This is a genomic window from Hymenobacter sp. 5516J-16 (assembly GCF_022919335.1).
Taxonomy (GTDB): domain Bacteria; phylum Bacteroidota; class Bacteroidia; order Cytophagales; family Hymenobacteraceae; genus Hymenobacter; species Hymenobacter sublimis.
In genome coordinates, this window is record NZ_CP095058.1 from 4,343,996 (window position 1) to 4,367,356 (window position 23,361).

At 58.8% G+C, this 23,361-nt stretch carries 17 protein-coding genes and 4 pseudogenes; 17 read left to right on the forward strand and 4 right to left on the reverse strand.

All coding sequences use genetic code 11. The annotated features are described in order from the left end of the window. The first annotated feature begins 47 nt into the window (after positions 1-47). From MUN84_RS21520 to MUN84_RS24280, 10 genes and pseudogenes are all read left to right on the forward strand, one after another. Positions 48-1,742, forward strand: coding sequence for a DUF6044 family protein (locus tag MUN84_RS21520; RefSeq protein ID WP_244695945.1), 1,695 nt, complete (start codon positions 48-50; stop codon positions 1,740-1,742). A 119-nt stretch (positions 1,743-1,861) separates the two neighbouring features. Next, positions 1,862-2,914, forward strand: a complete 1,053-nt coding sequence (locus tag MUN84_RS21525; protein ID WP_244695946.1) for a DNA translocase FtsK 4TM domain-containing protein — start codon at positions 1,862-1,864, stop codon at positions 2,912-2,914. Positions 2,915-2,922: 8 nt separating this feature from the next. Further along, complete coding sequence (locus tag MUN84_RS21530) at positions 2,923-4,905, forward strand: DNA translocase FtsK (protein WP_244695947.1); 1,983 nt, start codon at positions 2,923-2,925, stop codon at positions 4,903-4,905. 119 nt (positions 4,906-5,024) lie between these two features. Beyond that, positions 5,025-5,669: a LolA family protein gene (locus tag MUN84_RS21535; protein ID WP_244695948.1), complete on the forward strand. Its 645-nt coding sequence runs from the start codon at positions 5,025-5,027 to the stop codon at positions 5,667-5,669. A 146-nt stretch (positions 5,670-5,815) separates the two neighbouring features. Continuing rightward, a complete protein-coding gene (locus MUN84_RS21540; RefSeq protein WP_244695949.1) occupies positions 5,816-7,099 on the forward strand; it encodes a DUF2851 family protein in 1,284 nt (427 codons plus the stop codon). Between the two features lie 46 nt (positions 7,100-7,145). Beyond that, on the forward strand, positions 7,146-8,417 hold the full coding sequence (locus tag MUN84_RS21545; protein ID WP_244695950.1) for a hypothetical protein: 1,272 nt from the start codon (positions 7,146-7,148) through the stop codon (positions 8,415-8,417). 141 nt (positions 8,418-8,558) lie between these two features. After that, positions 8,559-9,197, forward strand: coding sequence for a NeuD/PglB/VioB family sugar acetyltransferase (locus MUN84_RS21550; protein WP_244695951.1), 639 nt, complete (start codon positions 8,559-8,561; stop codon positions 9,195-9,197). A gap of 98 nt (positions 9,198-9,295) precedes the next feature. Next, positions 9,296-10,248: pseudogene (locus MUN84_RS21555) on the forward strand (rhodanese-related sulfurtransferase). Positions 10,249-10,460: 212 nt separating this feature from the next. Further along, on the forward strand, positions 10,461-10,910 hold the full coding sequence (locus MUN84_RS24275; RefSeq protein WP_317239038.1) for a hypothetical protein: 450 nt from the start codon (positions 10,461-10,463) through the stop codon (positions 10,908-10,910). Positions 10,911-10,930: 20 nt separating this feature from the next. Continuing rightward, a complete protein-coding gene (locus MUN84_RS24280; protein ID WP_317239039.1) occupies positions 10,931-11,332 on the forward strand; it encodes a hypothetical protein in 402 nt (133 codons plus the stop codon). A gap of 203 nt (positions 11,333-11,535) precedes the next feature. Here MUN84_RS24280 and MUN84_RS21565 read toward each other — a convergent pair whose 3' ends face one another. The 4 genes from MUN84_RS21565 to MUN84_RS24295 all read right to left on the reverse strand — a co-directional run bounded on the left by MUN84_RS21565 (position 11,536) and on the right by MUN84_RS24295 (position 12,993). Beyond that, entirely contained in the window at positions 11,536-11,847 is a 312-nt protein-coding gene (locus MUN84_RS21565) for a hypothetical protein (RefSeq protein ID WP_244695952.1), read from the reverse strand. Between the two features lie 122 nt (positions 11,848-11,969). Beyond that, on the reverse strand, positions 11,970-12,371 hold the full coding sequence (locus tag MUN84_RS24285; protein WP_317239040.1) for a hypothetical protein: 402 nt from the start codon (positions 12,369-12,371) through the stop codon (positions 11,970-11,972). Continuing rightward, positions 12,368-12,796 carry an acyl-CoA reductase gene (locus tag MUN84_RS24290; protein ID WP_317239041.1) on the reverse strand — a complete coding sequence of 143 codons (429 nt, stop codon included), beginning with the start codon at positions 12,794-12,796 and terminating at the stop codon, positions 12,368-12,370. Before MUN84_RS24290 ends, MUN84_RS24285 begins: the two co-directional genes overlap by 4 nt. Next, positions 12,745-12,993, reverse strand: a complete 249-nt coding sequence (locus MUN84_RS24295) for a hypothetical protein (RefSeq protein ID WP_317239042.1) — start codon at positions 12,991-12,993, stop codon at positions 12,745-12,747. Before MUN84_RS24295 ends, MUN84_RS24290 begins: the two co-directional genes overlap by 52 nt. Positions 12,994-13,227: 234 nt before the next feature. Here MUN84_RS24295 and MUN84_RS21575 point away from each other — a divergent pair. The 7 genes and pseudogenes from MUN84_RS21575 to MUN84_RS21600 all read left to right on the forward strand — a co-directional run bounded on the left by MUN84_RS21575 (position 13,228) and on the right by MUN84_RS21600 (position 23,324). Next, a pseudogene (locus MUN84_RS21575) lies at positions 13,228-13,577 on the forward strand (4Fe-4S binding protein). A 243-nt stretch (positions 13,578-13,820) separates the two neighbouring features. After that, the gene (locus MUN84_RS21580) at positions 13,821-14,033 is read left to right on the forward strand and encodes a hypothetical protein (RefSeq protein ID WP_244695953.1); all 213 of its coding nucleotides are present in this window, start codon (positions 13,821-13,823) and stop codon (positions 14,031-14,033) included. Then, on the forward strand, positions 14,033-15,136 hold the full coding sequence (locus tag MUN84_RS21585; protein WP_244695954.1) for a DUF2268 domain-containing protein: 1,104 nt from the start codon (positions 14,033-14,035) through the stop codon (positions 15,134-15,136). The genes MUN84_RS21580 and MUN84_RS21585 overlap by 1 nt, the downstream gene beginning before the upstream one ends. Before the next feature lie 104 nt (positions 15,137-15,240). Further along, positions 15,241-17,923: pseudogene (locus tag MUN84_RS21590) on the forward strand (valine--tRNA ligase). A gap of 277 nt (positions 17,924-18,200) precedes the next feature. Then, positions 18,201-19,166, forward strand: coding sequence for a hypothetical protein (locus MUN84_RS23295; RefSeq protein ID WP_262920594.1), 966 nt, complete (start codon positions 18,201-18,203; stop codon positions 19,164-19,166). Beyond that, positions 19,127-20,328 (forward strand): annotated as a pseudogene (locus MUN84_RS23300) (S9 family peptidase). The gene MUN84_RS23295 and the pseudogene MUN84_RS23300 overlap by 40 nt, the downstream one beginning before the upstream one ends. A gap of 410 nt (positions 20,329-20,738) precedes the next feature. Beyond that, the gene (locus MUN84_RS21600) at positions 20,739-23,324 is read left to right on the forward strand and encodes a TonB-dependent receptor domain-containing protein (RefSeq protein ID WP_244695955.1); all 2,586 of its coding nucleotides are present in this window, start codon (positions 20,739-20,741) and stop codon (positions 23,322-23,324) included. Positions 23,325-23,361 lie beyond the last annotated feature (37 nt).

The following is a 23,361-nucleotide window of genomic DNA, read 5'->3' on the forward strand; positions in this document are numbered from 1 at the left end:
ACACTATGGCTGAACATACTAGGAAGACGGCTCTTCGAAATTGGTTGGTGAGCCCGTTGCTGTGGGCCGTAGGGAGCCTGTTGCTGTTGAGTCTGGTGTACGTGGCCCCGAAGGGAGCTACCTACATCCTCATCGATGATAACTTGGATACGGAGCTGGCTCCGCCCTTCGTCCTGCTGCAGGAAGGCAAGGCCCTGGACTACCGCTCCACTACTGTAGTAGAGCGGCTTATGAACGGGTTGCCGCGCAACGCCCTTCGGCCTGGTTTGCAGCCCCTAGTGGGCCTGATGGCTCTGCTGGACCCGCTGCCTGCCTACCTGCTGCATGAGCTGTTGGTGCGGCTGGCGGGCCTAGTGGGCATGTACCTGCTGCTGCGCCGCTACGGCCTACCCGGTGCCCGCCACGCTACGTTGTGTGCCGCGCTGGCCCTGGCTTGGGCCGTGTTGCCCACCTACACGGCCTATGGGGCCTCGGTGCTGGGACAACCCTGGGTGGTGCTGGCCCTGCTAAACCTGCGGCTGGGGCCGGGCCGCTGGTCTGACTGGCTGGTGCTGGTAGGGTTTGCGCTCTGGTCGAGCCTGGTGCTAACGGGCGTGTTCGTGCTGGCGGCGGCGGGAATGGTGCTGGTCTGGGATGCTAGCCGGCACCGCCGGGTAGCGTGGCGGCCGGTGCTGGGGGTAGGACTGTTGGCCCTGGGCTACTTGCTGGTGGAATACCCGCTGGTGTACTCCCTGCTGATTGAGCGGCAGTTTGTCTCGCACCGAGTTGAGTTTGACTACGCCCAACTTGCGCCCGGTGGGGTAGGGGCAGGGCTGATCGGGGCGGTCCGTTATTTTGGGCTGGGGCAGTACCACGCCGGCCTGTTCTTGCGCGCCGCTCCTCTGCTGGCAGCCGGGCTGGCTCTGGCTTACGTGCCGGCCGGTCCGGCCCGGCGGCGGCTGGTGCGGTGGCTGGCTTTTAGCCTGAGTATTTTGGGGGTATTGGCCTTATTTTGTGGGTTTTATCCTCAGCTGATAGGGGTGGCGCAACGGCTGCTACCCTTGCTACGGGCTTTTAACCTTTCCCGCATACACTTCCTTACGCCCTTGCTGTGGTTCGGTGTGCTGGTTCTGAGCTTGCGCCGCCTACCAGCCGGATGGCTACCCTTGGGGCTGGTGGGACTGCAGTTGCTAATCGGGCTGAGCATGAACCCGGAGTGGACCCTGAACGTGCGCCGCCTGCTCGGCCGCCTGCCCGCCACCGAGCCCACCTACGCCGCCTACGTGGCCCCGGAGCTGTTCGCGCGGGTTCAGCAAGCAATTCAGGCCCGTACCGGCCAGCGGCCGGCCCAGTACCGGGTGGCCTGCCTGGGCTTTCCGCCGGCCGTAGCCTCGCTCAACGGCTTTTATACCCTGGATGCCTACCAGAACAATTACCCGCTGTCGTACAAGCGGCAATTCCGCCCGCTGATTGCGGCAGAGCTGGCCAAAAGCCCCGCCATCCAAACCTATTTCGACGCCTGGGGCAACCGCTGCTACTTATTTTCGGCCGAGTTGGGCAAGAACTTTCGCGTAGCGGCGTTTCCGGCCCAAGTAGTACACGAGTGGGCTTTCGATGCCCAGGCATTTCGCCGGTTAGGGGGGCGCTACGTGCTATCGGCGGCTCGGCTGCAACATCCGGAGCGGAGCGGGCTGCAACTGCTCGAAAGCCGGACGGCCCCCGGAGCTTACTGGCGAATTTGGGTGTACCAAGTCCGGAACTGACTAGCTGAGCAACTGCCTCTTGCCTAGTGTAAAGCCCATTTAATGTCGGAATTACTTCATTAGCCGGCTACCCAGTTACTCACCGGAAATGTCTAGATTTGGTCTTTGGCGTGTCTCTAATGGCTAAAAATACCTACAAGCAATCCTCCTCCGCGGCCCCAGGCCGTACCAACGAGCCCCGGCCCGTGAGTGAGCCGCGTGCGGCCCGCAACCCGTCTTCCCGTCCTGCCGAGCCCGAGCCTACCCGCGAAGCTGCTCGTCGGAACGAGCCCGCGGCCCGGGCACCCCGGGCCACGGCTGCTCCTAAAGCGCCGCGCAAGCCCCTAAAGCTACCCGCCGTCAACCTAAGCGGGCTGTTCAGCTTCCTGCGCGACCGGCGGTTTCAGCTATTTCTGGGCTTTTTCTTCCTCATCGGGTCTATCTACCTGACCATTGCCTTCATTTCCTTCCTGTTCACGGGCCACGCCGACCAGAGCGTGACGGAAACAGTGGGCCGCACCCCGCTCAAGGAAGCGGGCCAGGAAACCGGTAACTGGCTGGGCCTGATTGGGGCAGTGCTGGCGCAATTCCTGATTCAGAAAGGCTTTGGCGTAGCAGCCTTCGCGGCCATCCCCATTGTCTTCTTTATCGGCTACAAAATTGTGTTCCGGCGCGCGGGGGTGTCTTTCACCTACGTGCTGGCATTGTGCCTGTTTACCATGCTCTGGCTCAGTGTATTGCTGGGCTACGTGGTGCTGACTATTCAGAGTCCCGATGTGGACCCCAACTTGGCGCACAGCCTCGACTTTCTATGCGGCGGCGTGGGCTACGAAACGGCCTTCTGGCTAGATAGCCTCATTGGCTGGGGCACGGTGTTGCTGCTGGCTTTCTTGCTGATTTCCTTCGTGGTGTTCTTCTTCAACGTGACCAGCCTCAACCTGAACCTACGCCGGAGCGCCGGTGAGGAGGAGGACGAGGTGGAAACAGAGGAGCCTGCCTACGCCCCAGCCCGTCGGGCCCCAGCTGCTAACTTCGCTAGCGCAGAGCCTCACGAAGAAGAGGAAAAGGATGATTCCCTGGGTATTACGCTTAAGCGCGTGGGCCCCTGGCCCTCGCAGCCTCAAGCGAAGATGAACGGGAAGAAGAGGACGACGAAGAACTTCCCGCCCAGCCCCTGCGCACCGGCCCGGTAGCTGCCCCGATGCCCAGCGCGCCGCATGGCGTAGCTGCTAGCGCCGCTGCCACTGTGGGCGCCGGTGGCCTAGCTGCCGCCGCTACGGCCCTGCCCCTGAGCGTATCTTCTGCCGCTGGCTCGGCGCTGACTGGTGCCGCGGCAGCCTTCACTACGGCAGCCCCGGCCAGCGGCCCCAGCTTCTCGGTTGAAATACCGGCGGCAGAAGCAGCGCCGGTGCCCGTGCCCAAACCGACTCCGGCCGTTATTTCTTCGGTGCCTACCCCGCTCTCCCTGGCCGACCTGGTAGACGATGATACCCCGTTACCTGCCCCAACGGCCCCGGTCGCGCCCCTGGTAGCCGCGGCTCCGTTGGTGTCCACTGGCTTGTCGTTTGAGGTGGAGGATGCTACTACCTCCTCGCACGAGCTAGACCCCTCGGCGGGCGCCGACATGGCCGTTATTGCCGAGGAAAACGAGGAAGAGGCCATGCCTACTGGCGAGTACGATCCTACTCTCGACTTGCCGCGCTACCAGTACCCCACCCTTGAACTGCTGAATGACTACGGGGTAGCGAAAGCCCAGGTAACCAAGGAGGAACTGGAGGCCAACAAGGACCGGATTGTAGAAACGCTGGGCCACTACGGCATCAACATCGCCAGCATCAAGGCTACCATCGGGCCTACGGTCACGCTCTATGAGATTGTGCCGGATGCCGGGGTGCGCATCTCCAAAATCAAGAGCCTCGAAGATGATATTGCCCTGAGTTTGGCGGCCCTGGGCATCCGCATTATTGCGCCTATCCCGGGCAAGGGCACCATTGGTATTGAGGTGCCCAACGCTAAAAAAGAGATGGTGAGCATCCGCTCGGTATTTAACACCGACAAGTTCATCGGCACCGAAATGGACTTGCCCATTGCCTTTGGTCGCACCATCACCAATGAAGTGTTCGTGGTGGATTTGGCCAAGATGCCCCACCTGCTGATGGCCGGTGCTACGGGTCAAGGCAAGTCGGTGGGTCTGAACGTGATTCTGGCTTCCCTGCTCTACAAGCGCCATCCTTCGCAGCTCAAGTTCGTGCTCGTCGACCCCAAGAAGGTGGAACTGAGTATTTTCAACAAGATTGAGCGTCACTTCCTGGCCAAGCTGCCCGACACGGAGGAGCCCATCATTACCGACACCAAGAAGGTAGTAAACACGCTCAACTCCCTGTGCATGGAAATGGACCGGCGCTACGACCTGCTCAAGGACGCCGGCTGCCGCAACCTGAAGGAGTACAACCGCAAGTTTGTGGAGCGCCGCCTCAACCCCAAAAAGGGCCACCGCTACATGCCCTTTATTGTGCTGGTTATTGACGAGCTGGCCGACCTGATGATGACCGCCGGTAAGGAGGTAGAAACGCCCATTGCTCGCCTAGCCCAGCTGGCCCGCGCCATCGGTATTCACCTGATTGTGGCTACCCAGCGCCCGTCGGTAAACGTTATTACGGGCATCATTAAGGCCAACTTCCCCTGCCGGATTTCCTTTAAAGTGACGAGCAAAATTGACTCCCGCACCATTCTCGATGCCGGCGGGGCCGACCAACTCATTGGGCAGGGCGACATGCTCATTTCCCAGGGGTCTGACATCATCCGGGTGCAGTGCGCCTTTATTGACACGCCCGAGGTAGACCGCCTCTGCGACTTCGTGGGCGAGCAGCAGGGCTACCCCGATGCCTACCACTTGCCCGAGGTAGTAGGGGAAAGCGGCGGGGGCAACGACGCCGAGGACTTCGACCCGGCCCAGCGCGACTCCATGTTCGAGGAAGCCGCCCGCGTCATCGTCACGCACCAGCAGGGGAGCACCTCCCTGCTGCAGCGCCGTCTGAAGCTGGGCTACAACCGCGCCGGCCGATTAATTGACCAATTGGAACACGCGGGCATCGTCGGACCGTTTGAAGGTAGTAAGGCGCGGGAGGTTCTAATTCCGGATGAGTATAGTTTGGAACAGTTGTTGAATACCCTGCCCCGGTAAGAGCTCAACACGAAAACCCGGCGCCTAAACTTTGTTTTATACTTTTACGCGCTGCAGTTAAACTTTATCGGAGTTCTACGCTCTTACAGTACGCTCTCCAACACCACCTCTCTTTTGCAATGAAAAAATATCTCGCCCTGCTCGCCCTTTCCGTGTCGCTGACTACCGTCGCCACGGCGCAGCAGGACCCCAAAGCGGGTAAAATCCTGGACCAGATGAGTGCCAAGTACCAGGCCATGAAGGCTTTCAAGGCAACTTTTACTCAAACCCTCGAAAATGATGCGGCCAAGGTGAAGGAGAACCTGAGTGGCGACATTACCGTGAGCGGCCAGAAGTTCCGGCTGAAAATGAGTGGTCAGGAAGTCATCAACAACGGCCAGACCATGTGGACTTACATGAAGGCCGAAAACGAGGTGAACATCTCGGACTACGAGCCCGAGGATCAGGAAATCTCGCCCTCCCAGATCTACACCCTCTACAAGAAAGGCTACAAGTATGCCTACGTGCAGGAAGCCAAGGAAGGCGGCGAACTGGTTGACGTAATCGAGCTGTCGCCCGAGGACCGGAACAACCCAGTGTACAAGGTGCGTCTGAAGGTAGGCAAGACGGACAAAGCCGTGAAAAGCTGGCAAATGTTCAAAAAGAACGGCAACCGCTACACTTACAAAATCAGCAAGTTCCAGCCCAACGTACCTGTAGACGCAACCACCTTTAACTTCGACAAAGCCAAATACAAAGGAGTGAAGGTGATTGATCTGCGCTAACCCAAGCGCGGCGGTTTATATCCGGCCCGCTTCCGCACTGTGCGGAGGCGGGCCGGTTTCTTTTTGGCCCGGTTGTGCGCGCTCGTCCGGGATTATCTATCTTTCCTGCTTTAGTAATATTTCATAAATATTCTAGTAGAGCCACTATGCAGGAAGATTTTCTCCACTATGTCTGGCAACATCAGTACTTCAGCAAAACGGACTTGCGGACGGAAGACGGACAGCCGATAACTGTGTTTCGGCCCGGTCAGCGCAACTCCGATGCCGGCCCGGATTTCCTGAACGCCCGCCTGCAGCTTGGCGAGGTAGAGTGGAATGGTGCCGTCGAAATTCACCTCCGGGCCTCCGATTGGCACCGCCACCAGCACCAGACGGATCAGAAGTATGACCAGGTAGTGCTGCACGTAGTACTTACCGCCGATGCCCAGGTCCAGCGGACGAACGGCTCCGTAGTGCCAGCCCTAGCCCTGGCCCCGCGCCTGGAGCCCGGACTGCTGGCGGCCTATGATAAGCTGCGCGACCAGCCTCACGAGGTGCTGCTGCCCTGCGCGCCCCTGCTACCGCAGGTATTGGAACTCACCCGCACCATGATGACCAGCCGAACCCTGTTGGAGCGGGTAGAGCAAAAAGCCGAGGTATTGCTAAGTCTGTTTCAGCAGCAGGGGCAGGATTGGGAAGCCACCGCTTGGCATGGGCTAGCCGCGGCCTTTGGCTTTCAGAAAAACACAGAACCCATGGCTCGCCTGGCCAAGGCGTTACCCCTGGCCGTGCTCCGCCGCCACCGGCACGAGGTACGGCAGCTGGCAGCGCTAGTGTTCGGGCAGGCCGGTTTTCTGGAGGACGATATGCGGGACGATGCGTATGCCCAGGGGCTGCAGCAGGAGTTTGCGTTTCTGCGCCACAAGTACAACCTGAGCGGTACCGCCCTGGCCCCCCACGACTGGAATTTCCTGCGCCTGCGCCCGGCTAACTTTCCGACCGTACGCTTGGCCCAGTTAGTAAGCCTGCTGCACGCTCGCCCTACCTTGTTTGATGCCTTGCAAACCGCCGGGAGCGTGCGGGCGCTGGAGGCGTTTTTTGCCACTTCACTGCCTGAGTACTGGCTAACACATTCCCGGCCTGGGCGCCCCGGCAAGGTAGCCGCGCTGGGGCGCAGCAGCGTGCATCTGTTAATCACGAATCTGGTGGTGCCTTTGCGGGTAGCATTTGCTCAGTACGTAGGCAACCAGGAACTCATTGAAGCGGCCGTGTCCTTGTTAGAGGAACTGCCGCCCGAGCACAACCACCTGACCGACGCGTACGAGGCCGCTACCTTCCGCAACAGCTCGGCCGCCGACTCGCAGGGCCTGCTGGCCCTGCACCGCGGCTACTGCGCCCCACGCCGCTGTGTGGAGTGTGCCATTGGCGCTAGTATCTTGCGGCGGCGCTAGCGCTGGTGCCAGCGTGCTACCCCTTTGACTTAAACCCTCCGTACTGGTGCTGCTCAAGCTGCTGGTTGCCTTCTTGCTTAATGCGTTGTTGCTGCTGGCCTTCCTGCGGTGGCTACCGCGCGTACGGCAGCTCCCGGGGCTGGGGCGCTGGGTGCTACCTACGCTGGCTTTAAAGCTAGTCGCAACCGGAATATCGGTGATGCTGCTAAGTGAAGATGCCCGCTATTTTTTGGTTTGGTCGGGGCGAATGACGGAGCAACTGTGGCAGAGCCCAGGGCAGTGGCTGCGCATGCTCACAACCGATGAGTTTCACTTGGGCCGCTGGCACCTGGTATTCCACGGGTTTTCAAATACGTTCTTCCTTACCAAGGTATTATCTGTAGCAAATCTGGCTAGCCTTAACAACCCGTTGCTCACCGCCTGCTACTTGTCGGTGGGCAGCTTTGTGGGAAGCTGGGAACTGGTGCGGCAGCTGCACCGGTGCTTCCCAGCGGCTAATGCTGGCGCTGCCATCGTGGGGTTTCTACTCTGGCCCACAGTAGTCTACTGGACGGCCGGACTCACCAAGGAAAGCTTGCTGGTGAGCAGCGGGGCCCTGGTGGTGGCGCTGGTTGTACGTCTGCTCTACGGGGAGCTACCCATGCGGTGGCCCCTGCTGGGGGGGCTGCTCGTAGTGGTCGGGCTGCATTTCAAAATGCGCTATTTTTTTGCGGTGGTGCTATTTGGGGTGTTGGCGGGGCTGGGCCTGGTGCGGTTGGTGCAGCAGCTAGGCATAGGCCGGAGCCGGCTAGTGCAAATAAGCCTGATAGTGGGGCTGCTGGGAGCGGGGGCCTGGGCCGCCAGTGAAGTAAGCCCCGTTTTTCGTGCTAATAAATTCACCTCCCAGCTGCAGCGCAACTACACGCAGCTGCTGGCCTCCTCCCGCCACCGCCCACATCTAACCTACCCCGACCTGCGTCCTACTACCGCAAGCGTCGTTCGGCATGCCCCGCAAGCCCTCGTGAATACGCTAGTACGCCCCTGGCCCTGGGAAGGCAGCACCGTCCTTTACAGCATTGCCGGAACGGAAAACCTAGGGCTGCTGCTGGTCCTGTTGCTGGCGTTAGGGGCTGTCGGGCGTCGGCAACCTGGCTACTTACCATTCGCGCTGGTTGCGGCTTTGCTGCTTTACTGCTGCCTGGTGGCGGTCCTGCTCGGCCTGACGACACCCAACCTAGGTACCCTGAACCGGTACCGCGTGACGTTTCTGCCGTTTCTGCTGCTGTTGGCGCTGCAAAACGCCTGGGCCACCCGCCTACTTCGCTACCTCAGGCTGTAGCCGCCATTTTCATTGCTTGCCCGGGGGTAAGCGGCATTAACCCCACGGATCAGCTGCGGACAAGGGCTCAAGAAGTCGTATCTTTGCCCTCCAAAAAATAACCTTCCGGCCGCCATACGGTCGTTTCTGATCCGCTGATCCATGGAAAACCCCGTAATCATTTTGGGTGCGCAAGCCGTCGGCACGGCCGCCCTCGACGCCTTTCAAAGCAATGACGTCGTTGTGTACTGCCTGCTCGATGATGACGCCGCCCTGCAGAATACCGAACTGAACGATGTACCAGTAATGGGCAACACCGACGACAAGGAACTGCTGAAGCTGCTGGGCAAAAAGTGTGAGGTATTCGTGGCCACCGAGGATACGGCCAGCCGGCGCAGCCTAACGAGCATGCTGCGCGAGGAGTACGAAGTGGCGCCCGTCAATGCCATTCACCAGCGCGCCAGCGTGTCACAGCATGCGTGGCTGGGGCACGGCAACCTAGTAGGGGCCAATGCTGTGGTAGCGGGTAGCGCCAAAATTGGTGATGGCTGCATTCTAGGCGCTAACGCTGTAGTCGATGTCAAAGCTGAGCTCGGCGATTACGCCCAGCTCGGGGCCGGCGCCATTCTGAACGCCGACGTGAAGGTGGGCGAACTAGCCTTTATTGGGGCTGGGGCCGTGGTGGTAGCTGGCGTGAAAATTGGCGCTAAAGCCCGCGTGGGCGCTGGTTCAGTGGTGGTGGCCGACGTGTCGGCTGGTCAAACGGTATTCGGCAACCCGGCCCAGGCAATTAAGAATTAAGAATAAAAATGAAGAATTAGGTAACGTACTCCCAGCAGACAGTACCTAACTCTTGATAGTGAATTCTTAATTTTTCATTCCTCATTCTTAAGTAAACAATGGACTACCTCGTTCTGCTGTACTACTGCTACACGCCTATCGAGAATCCCGAGCAGTTTCGGGAGGAACACCACCGCCTGTGCCTGAGCCTGAATTTGCTGGGGCGCATCATTGTGGCCTCCGAAGGACTTAATGGTACGGTTTCGGGCCGCCGGGCCGATTGTGAGCAGTACATGCGCTTGGTGAAGGCTGACCCGCGTTTTGCTACCCTGGAATTTAAGGTAGAAGAGGCCCCGGCTCATACTTTCCAGAAGCTTCACGTGCGCGTGAAGCCCGAAATTGTGCACGTGGGTTTGCCCCACATCAAACCCTACGAGCGCACGGGTATTCACCTTTCTCCCACCGAGTTCCGCGACCTGAAAGACCAGGACGACGTGGTAGTGCTTGACGTGCGCTCCGACTACGAGCACAACCTGGGCCGCTTCAAGAATGCCATTACCCTTGACATTGAAAACTTCCGGGAGTTTCCGGAGAAGGTGCAGGAGCTGGAGCAGTTCAAGGACAAGAAAGTGCTGACTTATTGCACCGGCGGTATCAAGTGCGAAAAGGCCTCGGCTTTCTTGCTGGAGCAGGGCTTCGAGAACGTATACCAGCTGCACGGCGGCATCATTAAGTACGGCCTGGAAGCCGGAGGAGAGGATTTTGAGGGCAAGTGCTACGTGTTCGATGGGCGCGTAGCCGTGGACGTGAACAGCGTTAACCCCAGCGTCATCAGTCAGTGCCACCACTGCCACACGCCCTCCGACCGGATGGTGAACTGCGCCAATCCGCACTGCAACGCCCATATTCCGCTCTGCGAAGCCTGCGGGCAGCAGCTTGCTGGCGCCTGCTCCACTACCTGCCAGGAGCACCCCGACAAGCGCCCTTACGACGGCACCGGCACCTACCCAAAAACAGCAATAATTACAACCCCGAGCAGGGGCTGCTCTCGTACCGCGCCCCGGTGCGGTAAAAACTTCTACAATCAGCTGTCATCCTGCGCCAGAGCGAAGGACCTTGTCAGGCAAGAACGAATCGGTCATACGGTGGTCGTTATAATCTACCAAGGTCTTTTGCTTTTGCTCAGGATGACGTGCTTTTTGCGCGGCTGTTATTCCATCGGAGCGAACCCGAACTGCAGTTTTTGCCGTACCATTGCACCTTCCTTTTCTAAAAATCCCCCTTATGCCCATCGCCGAATCGGAGCTGATCCTCAACAAGGATGGCAGCATCTATCACCTGAACCTGCTACCCGACCACCTTTCCGAAACCATTATCACGGTTGGCGACCCGGAGCGCGTACCCACGGTTAGCCAGCACTTCGACTCCATTGAGACGGTAATTCACAAGCGCGAGTTTGTGACGCACGTGGGCTATTACCAGGGCAAGCGTCTCACCGTCATCAGCACGGGCATGGGCACCGATAACATCGATATCCTGATGAACGAGCTGGACGCGCTGGTCAACATCGACTTCGTCACGCGCGAGCCACGCCCCCTGGAGGAGCGGATCAACCTGCGCATTGTGCGCATAGGCACTAGCGGTTCTTTGCAGGCCGATATTCCGGTGGGTTCCCTGCTCGTGTCGGAGCACGCCGTAGGCCTGGATTCGCTCATGCAATTCTACCCCTGGTAGAAACCGGCCTGGAAGTGGAGGTGGCGCGCGGCATACAGCAAAGCCTACAGCTTGACTACCGTCCGTACTGCGTGCGCGGCTCCGACTTGTTGCGCGAGCAACTGGGCGCGGGCATGATAACCGGTAATACGCTCACCTGCCCTGGCTTTTACGGCCCTCAGGGCCGGGTGCTGCGCCTCGATTTGCGCCTGCCCACCCTGATTCAGCAGTTCCAGCAGTTCCGCCACCACAGCGCCGAGGGCGAGTTCCGCCTGACCAATTTCGAGATGGAAACGGCCGGCTACTATTCCCTAGGCCGCATGCTGGGCCACGAGGTAGTGTCGCTGAACGCCATTGTCGCCAACCGCGCTACCGGCGAATTCGCTACTAACTCCGAGGAAGTAATCAACCAGCTGATTGCCACCACCCTGGAACGCCTCTAAATCACGGACTAGACGACTTGCTGCGGATTGGTCGGATTTTTTCTAAGTGGTATACCCCAAGAAGAAGCCCGCTTGACAAGACGTCAAGCGGGCTTCTTCTTGAAATTCAGCTAGGCACTAATGCTTTTATCCTCAACTAATTCGGCAGAGTACCTATCGGGTGCCCTGAACAGCAAAGCAAGAAATCTGTCTCAATCCGTGGATTAATAGAAGTCGAAGCTGAGCACTGAGTGCAGGGGTAGTGAAATGCCCGATTTGAGCGTCAGGTACTCCTCGTGGGTGGCCCACACAGTGGTATACACTCGCTTTACGCTGCCATCGGCGGTCTGGAAGTAGATGTCGAGCTTGCCGTGGTAGGCGTTACCCAGAGTGGCGGCTCGCTCGGCATCATGGCGGCGGCGCTGAATGGCGGCCTTGTCCGTCAGCACATCCTCGGCTGCAAAGCGCAGGCCGGGAATAGCCTCTTTCTCAACGGTTTCTATGGTTGGGTCGGTGGTCTTCAGTTCAGGAATCATGGCAATACGGAAATAGAGCGTACAAAGAAAAACAGGGGAGGGCAAGGACGGTGCCGCATTAGGCACGAGGAATGCGTGAACGGCACCGGGCAGGTAGCTGCCTTCCGTCCTGTTCTGCTTTTTTACGCCAATTCCGCCAAAAAGGCCATGGTATCTACGCCGTCGGCATAATCAGCCACTCCCGGTTCCTGGGCCCGCCCGAACGGGAAGCTACCCGCAAACAGTCCGCCCGAGGAGACAAGGCACTGAGTTTGAGGAGCTACGTCGGCCAGGCGCACCACTAGGTCTACCTCGTGGCTGTAGGTTTCGTAGTGCAGCACCGAAATCGGTGACACCAACTGCGTGCTTTGGGTGAGCAACAGGAAACCGGAGTCGAGGTGGGGCACGCGGTTCACCAGCAGGATGCTCTTGTTGTAGTCGTAGTTGTTCTGGTAGCGGTTGTGTTCCAGTACGCGGTGCCAGGGCTGCAAGGAGTCGAGCAGGGGCGTAAAGTCATATTTTTCCGGCACGTAGAGCTTACTCACGTTGCGGCAGCCCAGGCCGTAGTAGCGAAAAATATCTTCCCCAGTAGGCCCAGGTCGTGGTTGGTTTCGCGGCCCGTGAGCACGGCCAGGCTGGTGCGGTTGCGCCGGATAATATTGGGCTTCTTGCCGAAGTAGTACTCGAAGTAGCGGGCCGTATTGTCGGAGCCGGTGGCAATGAAAGCATCGGCCGCATTTAGGCGCGGTACCAACTGAATGTGGTCCGTGAAGCGGGGTTCTAGGCGCGTCAGCTCCTCCAGTATCCACGTCATGAGGGCCGTATCCTCGGAGCTAAGCTTGGCCAGTAGAATGTGGCCCGAGAGCAGCACGCACAAGGCATCGTGGAAGCCAACGAGCGGAATGTTGCCGGCCATGACTACCCCAATTTTGCGGGGGTAGTGGGCTCCGGGCGGTAGCGGCCGGACCACTGGCGCAGGGGTTCCTCATCAAGTAAGTGAGCAATGCCCCGGATAGCCGACGTGACGTTGGGCAGATCAAACCAATTGTTCTGGTTGCGGGCCCGGGCAGCCAGGTTAGCCAGTTCATCGGCGTGGGAGGGTGTGGTAAGGTCAGTAAGGCGCTGGCCTAGGGCCACAAAAGCAGCCAGGCGGTCGGCGTGCGTCATATGCAAAGTCAAAACAAGGGGAAGAAAAAGGTGGGAGCGGGTAGTGGCTCCGGCGGGTAGCTAGGTAAACCCCCGAAAACTACGTTTGGATTCCTGACGGGAATACGGAATTCAGAGAGCAAAATTCTTGTTGAGTACGGCTAATTCCTAATTTTGCCCGTCGGCATCCTGCCCGGGGCAGGTTGCGTACTAGCAAAGCATCCCTTTTCCTACCTTTTTAAGATACCCGAGGCTATGGCCATCATGATAACCGACGAGTGCATCAACTGTGGTGCCTGCGAACCGGAATGCCCCAATACTGCCATTTACGAAGGCGGCGCTCAGTGGCGCTGGGCCGATGGCACCAGCTTGAAAGAAGTGCAGGTAGACGGGGGGCCACCGTATCGGGCGTATCGCCCCAAACCCCGATTTCCGACGAGTACTACTACATCGTGTCCGATAAGTGCACCGAGTGCGTGGGCTTCCACGAGGAGCCCCAGTGCGCCGCCGTGTGTCCCGTGGACTGCTGCGTAGACGACCCCGACTACCGCGAAACCCAGGAGAAGCTGCTCAGCAAAAAGCAGTGGCTGCACCAGGAGGCTTAGGCATTTCGATGGCCATGCAACCCCGCTAGCCGAAATAAAAGACAGGCAATGACTCGTGTCCGGAGGCGCTCAAATGTGGAGTGCACTGGGCACGGGTCATTTCTTTGTTTGCTAGCCAGGCATAGCCTGCGTAGCAGTATTCCAGAATATTCGGGACAGAGAAAAAGTGGGGCTTGAGGTAGTTTGTTGGCGCTGGCTCAGCTTTTTCCACTACTTTACCAGTCCTGTTATTATAATTTATAGATGATAAAACAACTACTTGTCCTGACGCTTTTCGGGACTCTGGCGGAGCATCGGGCCCTGGGTCAGCATACAAAGCAGCAGGTTTTCACGGCGGATATTGACCGATTTTGGGTGGCTTATGATAGTATGCGCACCACCACTGACAGCCTGCGTCAGCTCAGCTACCTGAATCGGCTGTATCTAGCGCCCGGCACCCCGGCTTGCGGGCGCTGATGGTGGCGAAGGAGTACACGGCCGGGGAGTGGGTAAGCGCCGTGCGGCAGTATCCGCGGTTCTGGAATTCCATTCGGCCTCACACTCTGCTGGCTAAATCGGGGGCACAAGGCCTGGAGCCGTACGTGCGCAAATTTAAAACCCTGTACCCGGCCTTGCGTCCAGCCAGTATTTACTTTACCGTTGGGGCGCTACGTACTGGTGGTACCAGTCAGGATAGCCTGATACTGATTGGTGCTGAGCTGGCCACGGGTACCCCGGATGTGGATATCTCCGAGTTCCCGAAGGCAACCCAAACCTTTTTGGCTAACAATTACCGGATTAACCCAATTAAACACCTCATTCCGCTTAACGTGCACGAATACGTGCATACCCAAATCCGCAACTACGGCCGCAATGTGCTAGGCCAGGCCATTTATGAAGGCACCTGCGACTTGGTTACGCAACTGGTAACCGGCAAAACCATGCCTTATGCCTACACGAGCTACGGTCCGCAGCACGAGGCGGCACTAAAGGAGCGGTTCAAGACCGAAATGTTTGTTCCAAGCTTTCGGAACTGGTTTTACAACAACAGCTCCGAAGACCCGGACCACGTAGGCGACCTGGGCTACTACATGGGCTACGCCATCTGCCGGGCCTATTACCAGCGGGCCCCCAATAAGCAGCAGGCTATTCGGGAAATGATTGAGCTGGATTATGCCAGCGAGCAAGCAGTAGAGGCTTTCTTGGCAACGTCCCGGTATTTCGGCGCTACCCCGGTTGCGGCATTAAAGGTAGCCTACGAGAAAAAACGCCCTTTCGTGACCCAGGTTCGCCCTTTAGCTAACGGAAGCCAGCTAGTAGATGCTTCCCTGAAGGAACTAACTATCGAATTCTCGCAACCCATGAGAGTCTACACTTCTGTGGACTACGGAGCCGGTGGCAAGGATACTTGGCCCAACCTGAAAAAAGTTGGTTTTTCGCCCGACAAACGCTCCATCACTTTTAAAGTAGACCTGCTGCCGGAGCACGACTACGAGTTTGTAGTCACGGATGGCGGCTTCCAGTCGGAGGAAGGCTATCCGCTCAAATCGTATCCGGTAAAATTCCGAACGGGGAAGTAGAGCAGGTACGAGTCAAACTGCAAGCTGGGCCGGCAAAGTAGGCATTTCCCGGCCCCGCCCGAAATGCCTACTTTTGCCCTATTCTGAACTGATTCCCTTCGACGATGTCCATCGCCAAAACCTATACTCCCGCCGACGTTGAAGCCAAATGGTACCAGCGCTGGCAGGAGCAGGGCTTCTTCAAAGCCAAAGCCACCCCCGCAAACAGCCGTATTCGGTGGTAATTCCGCCGCCCAACGTAACGGGCGTGCTGCATATGGGCCACATGCTCAACAATACCATTCAGGATGTGCTGGTGCGCCGGGCCCGGATGCAAGGCAAGGAAGCCTGCTGGGTGCCCGGCACCGACCACGCCTCCATTGCCACCGAAGCCAAGGTAGTGGCCTTGCTCAAGGAGCAGGGCATCGAGAAGAAGGACCTAACCCGGGAGCAGTTCCTGGAGCACGCCTTTGCCTGGAAGGAAAAATATGGCGGCATCATTTTGGAGCAGCTCAAGCAGCTGGGCGCTTCCTGCGACTGGGACCGGACGCGCTTCACCATGGAGCCCGAACTGACCGACGCCGTGCTGCGCGTGTTCGTAGATCTGCACCAAAAGGGCCTGATTTACCGGGGCGTGCGTATGGTAAACTGGGACCCCCTGGGCCAAACGGCACTCAGCGACGAGGAAGTAATTCCGAAGGACGTGATGGCCAAGATGTACCACCTGCGCTACGAGGTAGTAAACTCCGAGAACTTAGGGCTTAGTAAGGAGGATCAGAACGATTCTCAGCTCTCAGCTCTAACATCTAAGTTCTTAACCGTAGCCACCTCGCGGCCGGAAACCATTATGGCCGACGTGGCTGTGGCCGTGAACCCGAACGACCCGCGCTACACCCACCTGCACGGCGCCAAGGTGAGGATTCCGCTGCTGAACCGCGAGATTCCGGTGATTCTGGACGAGTACGTGAGCATCGACTTCGGGACGGGCGCGCTGAAGGTGACGCCGGCCCACGACTTGAACGACTACGAGCTGGGCGTCAAGCACAACCTGCCCGTTATCGACATCCTCAATAACGACGGCACCCTCAACGATAAGGCCGTGCTGTACGTGGGCCAGGACCGTTTTGCCGCCCGCCGCAACATTGTGAAGGACCTGGAAGAAGCCGGTCACCTGGTGAAGGTGGAGGAGTACGCCAGCATTGTTCAGACTTCGGAGCGCACCAAGGCTGTTATCGAGCCCCGCCTGAGCATGCAGTGGTTCCTAAAAATGGAGCACCTGGCTAAGCCGGCTTTGGAGGTAGTAGAAAACGATACGGTAAAGCTGCACCCGGCCAAGTTCAAGAACACCTACCGGGTGTGGATGGAAAACGTGCGCGACTGGTGCATTTCGCGGCAGCTGTGGTGGGGCCAGCAGATTCCGGCTTACTACCTGCCCGATGGTACTTTCGTGGTAGCCCTCAACCCCGAGGAAGCCCTCCGGCTAGCCCGCGTGCAGAGTGGCAACGACGAGCTGCAGCTCACCGACCTGCGCCAGGATGAGGACGTGCTCGATACCTGGTTTTCCTCCTGGCTGTGGCCGATTTCGGTGTTCGATGGCTTCAAGGACCCCGACAACGCCGACGTCAACTATTTCTACCCCACCAACGACCTAGTAACCGGCCCCGACATCCTGTTTTTCTGGGTGGCCCGTATGATTATGGCCGGCCTGGAGTACCGCCGCGAAATTCCGTTTCGCAACGTGTACCTCACGGGCATTGTGCGCGACGCGCAGGGCCGCAAAATGAGCAAGCAGCTCGGCAACTCCCCCGACCCTCTGGACCTGATAAAGCAGTTTGGGGCCGACGGCGTCCGGACGGGCATGCTGTTCTCGGCTCCGGCCGGCAACGATTTGCTCTACGATGAGAAGCTGGTGGAGCAGGGGCGCAACTTCTGCAACAAGCTCTGGAACGCCTTCCGCCTCACCCAGGGCTGGGAGGTGAATGCGGAGCTGCCGTTCGTGAATACCAAGGCGGTAGAGTGGTTTTCGGCCAAGCTGCAAAGCACACTCACGGAGCTGGATGAGCACTTCGAGAAGTTCCGCATCAGCGACGCGCTGATGACGGTGTACAAGCTGGTGTGGGACGATTTCTGCTCGGTGTACCTGGAGATGATCAAGCCCGCTTACCAAGCTCCTATTGACCCCGAAACCCTGCGACTGACCACTGGCTTCCTCGAAACCCTGCTCAAGCTGCTGCACCCGTTTATGCCCTTCATCACGGAAGAAATCTGGCACGAACTGGCTGCGCGCGGCCCAAGGACTACGTGTGCGTAGCGGCCTGGCCCAAAGCGCAGCCGGTAGCCGGCAGCGCCGAGCTGCTAACTCGCATGGACCGCGCCCTCGACATTGTGGCTGGCGTACGCAATATTCGCAACCAGAAGGGCTTGGGGCCCAACAAGCCCCTGACTCTGGCCGCTAAAACCGATGAGGTGGCCCTACTCCAGGATTACGACGCCATTATCCGCAAACTGGCAGCCCTCACGGAAATCAGCGTGGTGGAGGCGGCCCCGGCTGCCTCGGTTGGGTTTGTGTCGGGCGGGGCGGAGTTCTTCGTGCCCTTAGAAGGTCAGATTGACCTGGGGGCCGAGAAGGAACGCCTGACCAAGGAAATTGAGTACGCCCAGGGCTTCCGCGACTCGGTGCTGAAAAAGCTCAGCAACGAAAAATTCGTGCAGAACGCCAAGCCGGACCTAGTGGAGCGGGAGCGGCAGAAGCTCGCCGACGCCGAAGCTAAGATTACGGCCCTGGAGCAAAGCCTAGCTGCACTGTAGAATCAAACGAAGCCTGCCAAAAAGGCCGCCACGGTAATGTGGCGGCCTTTTTGTTTGTTGTTTAGCGTGAAGTTGCCGCTTCCACCCGCTCGCCTGTCATCCTGAGCTTAGCGAAGGACCTTATCACGCTAAAGCTAATTGTTGGTACAAAGTCGCGCTAGCGGGATAAGGTCCTTCGTTGCCGTTTGATGCGCGGAGTGCTCAGGACGACAAGCGGTTACTTCGTATCAAAAATTCTCTTTCCTTTAGCGCAGAAACTCACCTTAACTCCTGCGCTATGAACCACTTATATACCTGGCTGACGAGCCTGAGCGTGCTGCTAAGCGGCGCGGCCGTAGCGCAGTCAACACGACCTGTTTCCATGCAAAAACCACCCGTAGCGGCCATCAAGCCCAAGCAACTGACCTCGCCGTTTGGCACCCGCACCGATAATTACTACTGGCTCAATGAGCGCGAAAACCCGGAAGTAATCAGCTACCTCAACGCCGAAAATGCCTACACCGAGCAGCAGTTAGCCCCCGTAAAAGGGCTGGAGGAAAAGCTGTTCCAGGAAATTAAGGGGCGCATTAAAGAGCAGGATGAGTCGGTGCCCTACCGCGACAATGGCTATTATTACTACACCCGCTTCGAGGCCGGCGCCGAGTACCCAATTTACTGCCGCAAGCAGGGAAGCCTGACCGCACCCGAGGAAATCCTGCTCAATGCCAACGAGTTAGGTAAGGGCAAAGCGTACTATCAGATCGGCGACTTCGAAGTCAGCGACGATAATCAGGTGCTGGCTTACTCCGAGGACGTTGTGAGCCGCCGCCTCTACACCCTGCGCTTCCGCAACCTCAAAACCGGCCAGCTCTACCCCGAGCAAATCCCGAATACCAGCGGCAACGCCGTGTGGGCCGCCGACAACCACACGGTGTTCTACACCCGCAAAGACCCCAACACGCTGCTCGATTTCCAGCTCTACCGCCACACCCTCGGCACCGACCCTAAGCAAGACCAACTGGTGTACGAGGAAAAGGACAATACCTTCCGCATTGGGGTAGGCCGCTCGAAGTCGCGCAAGTACATTTTCCTGCAGGCCGAAAGCACCATGTCCTCAGAAACCCGGTTTCTGGATGCGGCTACCCCCGCGGCCGCCTTCAAAACCTTCCTGCCCGCGAAGCCGACCATTTGTACGAGGTGGAGCATTTCGGCCAGGAGTTTTACGTGCGCTCCAATGCCGGCGCGCCCAACTTTCGCCTGCTGAAAACGCCCGTTACGAACACCGCTAAAACGGCCTGGCAAGAGGTGATTCCGCACCGCAAGGAGGTGTTTCTAGAGAATATGGAGCTGTTCAAGGACTACCTCGTGCTGGGTGAGCGGAAGGAAGGACTGCTGCAGTTGCGCGTGATTCGGTGGCAGGACAAGCAAGAACACTACCTTAACTTCGGGGAGCCCGCCTACACCGCTGCCATCAGCATCAACCCCGAGTTTGACACGCCCGTGCTGCGCTACGGCTACTCCTCGCTCACTACCCCCAGCTCTACCTTTGATTACGACATGAGCACGCGCACGCGCACGCTGCTCAAGGAGCAGGCCGTGCTGGGCGGCTTCAACAAGCAGGACTACGTGACGGAGCGCCTGTATGCGCCGGCCACGGACGGTACCCGCATTCCCATGTCCATTGTGTACAAGAAGGGCTTCCGGAAAGATGGCTCCGCGCCGGTGCTGCAGTATGCCTACGGCTCCTACGGTATTTCCATGAACCCTACCTTTAGCGCGGCCCGGCTGAGCCTCCTGGACCGGGGCTTTGCCTACGTGATTTGCCACATTCGGGGCGGGCAGGAAATGGGCCGGCAGTGGTACGAGGACGGCAAGAAACTCAAGAAGAAAAACACCTTCACCGATTTCACCGACTGCTCCAGGTTCCTGATTGATCGGAAATACACCTCCCCGCAGAAGCTGTTTGCCATGGGCGGCTCGGCGGGGGCTTGCTCATGGGCACCGTCGTCAACCTGCACCCCGAGTACTACAAAGGGGTAGTGGCCGCTGTGCCCTTCGTGGATGTGGTGACCACCATGCTCGACGAGACCATTCCGCTGACCACGGGCGAGTACGACGAGTGGGGCAACCCCAACCAGAAGCAGTACTACGAGTACATGCTCAGCTACTCGCCCTACGACCAGGTGAAGACCCAGGCCTACCCCAATATGCTGGTAACGACTGGTCTGCACGACTCGCAGGTGCAGTACTTCGAGCCGGCTAAGTGGGTAGCTAAGCTGCGCACCCTGAAAACCGACCAGAACTTGCTCCTCCTGCACACCGACATGGCCGCCGGCCACGGCGGCGCCTCCGGCCGCTTCAAATCCATCCACGACACGGCCCGGCAGTTCGCCTTTATGTTGATGTTGCTGGGCGTAAAGGCCTAATAGAACCGGGCTGGATAAATGGAATAAACCTATCTGCCATTATGCGCTGGCAAAGGACCTGCTAACGTCAGAACAACTCACCTAGCAACAGCTAACGCTGCCTTGAATAGGTTCTTCGGCAACGCAGGATGATAAAATAGAAAGCCGCTCCCACTATGGAGCGGTTTTTTGTTTACCCCTAGCAGTATTTCCATGAATATTCTACCCCACGTGCCACCCCGGGGCAAAGTTGCGTCTGTGGCTCCGGTTGCTTGGCATTCGCACGAACTTTATCCGGTCTTCGGGGCAGAAAATGGCCGTTTGGTCGGGTTCGTTTTAAGGCCTTTAAGAAGCCAGGTAGGTTTGTGCCGGTAAGCAGCAGTAGCCATTCGCTACCAGCCCGCCGGGTGATGATATTTCCCCTCACGCATATGAAAAAGCTCTTCTTTCTTATTTTAATAACGGGTAGCGGCCACGTAGTGCTGGCCCAGGTGCCGAGTGGCGGCGAACGGCCAGCCGGTGCTGGTCGGCCCGCCGGAGGGCCACCTGCGGCGGTGCCCCAACCCCAGGCCGGCGCTGGCCGCATTACGGGCACGGTTACCGATGCGGGCACCAAGCAGCCAGTGCCCTACGCCACCGTGGCCCTGGTGAACCCCGCCACCGGCAAGCCCGTGGACGGCACCGCCGCCGACGACAATGGCAAGTTCACGATTCCGCGCATCGCGGCCGGCACCTACACCGTGCAAATCAGCTTCATCGGTTACAAACTGGTGGAGAAAACCGGGGTAGTAATTACGGAGGCCGGCAACACCGTGGCCCTGGGCAGCGTGGCCCTGGAGTCGACGGCGCAGGCCCTAGGCGAGGTGCGGGTGGAAGGCCAGCGCAGCCTGGTGGAGGAGAAGGTAGACCGCACGGTGTACAACGCCGAAAAGGATGAAACCACCCGCGGCGGCGACGCTACCGACGTGCTCAAGCGCGTGCCCAACCTCTCCGTGGACCTGGACGGGAACGTGAGTTTGCGCGGCTCCCAAAACATCCGGGTGCTCATCAACAACCGCCCCAGCACCATCTCGGCCAACAGCATTGCGGATGCGCTCAAGCAGATTCCAGCCGACCAGATTAAGACCGTAGAAGTAATTACCTCGCCCTCGGCCAAGTACGACGCCGAAGGCTCGGGCGGTATCATCAACATCGTCACCAAGCAGAACAACCTGCAGGGCTTTACCCTGGACTTGCGCACCAGCGCCGGCCTGCGCAGCTCCGACCTGGGCCTGAACGCCACCTACCGGGTAGGCAAGATGGGCTTCTCCCTGGGTGGAGGCGGCCGCGGCCAGTACAACACGCCCGGCAGCTTCCGCAACGAGCAGACCACCTACACCATCAACGGCAACGACATAGCCAATCGCCAGCTACTGACGCGCACCGTGCAGTCGGCGGATACGCGCCAGCAAAACGTGTTCGGGCGTTATTCGTTGGGCTGGGACTACGACATCAACAAGTACAATTTCCTCTCGGCCTCGGTGCAGTTGGGCTTGCGCAACGGCTCTAATTACCAAGACGACCTGACCTCGCAAACCACGTTTTTCCGGCCGGTGCTGGGCGACTCGCTCACCAACCGCCTCAGCAACGTGAAGGTGCTCGACAATTCTAACACCCTGGATGCGACGCTTAATTACACCCGCACCTTCGAGACGCCCCAGCGCGAGCTAAGCCTGCTGGCCCAGTACAGCCGTAACACCCGCACCAACAACTTCACGAACACCACCCTGAGTGGGGAGAATGCTGGCGACTACCGCCGCAACCTCAACGACAGCTACAACGAGGAAATCACGCTGCAGGCCGACTACCAGACGCCCCTGAGCAAAACCCAACTGCTGGAATTTGGGGCTAAGGACATCATGCGCCGCGTGAACAGCGACTACGCTACCTTCCTCAACGGACAGCAACTGCCGGGCACTACCCTGTCCAACGTGTTCGACTACAACCAGAACGTAGCGGCGGCCTACCTGTCATACACGCAGAGCTTCCTCAAAAACTACACCCTGAAGGCCGGGGCCCGCTACGAGTACACCACCATCACGGCCGACTTCCGCACGGAAAATGCACCTTCCATTCCGTCGTATGGGGTGCTGGTGCCCAGCGTAAACCTCTCGCGCAAGCTTGCTAACGGCAACGTGCTCAAAGCTGCTTACAACCGCCGCATTCAGCGGCCTTCCCTGCAGTTCCTGAACCCGAATGAGCAGTCGGGTAACTTGCTGCTGTACACCGTGGGTAACCCCGAATTGGAGCCCGAGAAAACCAACAATTTCGAGTTGGGCTACAGTACCTTCATCAAGCAAACCTCGCTGAATTTCACCGTGTTTGCCCGTAATACCGACGGCTCCATTCAGCCCGTGCGTACCCAGGATGGGGCGCGCATCCGAACCAGCTACGACAACATCGGCACCGAAAACGCCTACGGTGGCAGCGTAAATGCCAACGTGAACATCCAAAACAAGCTGACGCTGGGCGGGGGCCTGGATGTGTACTACGCCACCTTGGATAACAATACTGCCGACGTGCTGTACGCGGCCAGCAACCAGGGTTGGGTGGCCAGCGGCCGCCTCATGGGTGGCTACACCTTCGCCAAGGGTTGGGGCGTGCAGGCCTTCAGCTTTTACCGCGGCCGGCAGGTACAGCTCCAGGGCTACCAGGGCGGCTTCGGGGTGTACAGCATGGGGGTGAAAAAGGACTTTGCCGACAAGAAGGGCAGCATCGGCTTCGGGGCCGACAACTTCTTCACGCCCACCAACAAAATCCGCAGCTCCATCAGCACGCCCGTGCTCGACCAGTACAGCGTGAACGTGCTGCGCCGCTCGGGCTTCCGCGTAAACCTGAGCTACCGCATCGGCAAGATGAGCATGGCCCAGCCCAAGCGCCGCCGTTCCATCAGCAACGACGACCTGAAAGACGGCGGCGACGGCGGCAATGGCGCCGGTGCCACGCCCGCCCAGGGCCCCAGCGGCGGCCGACCCTAGTCGGGGCGGTCTGATGTCTAAAGCGAAAAGCCTCCTG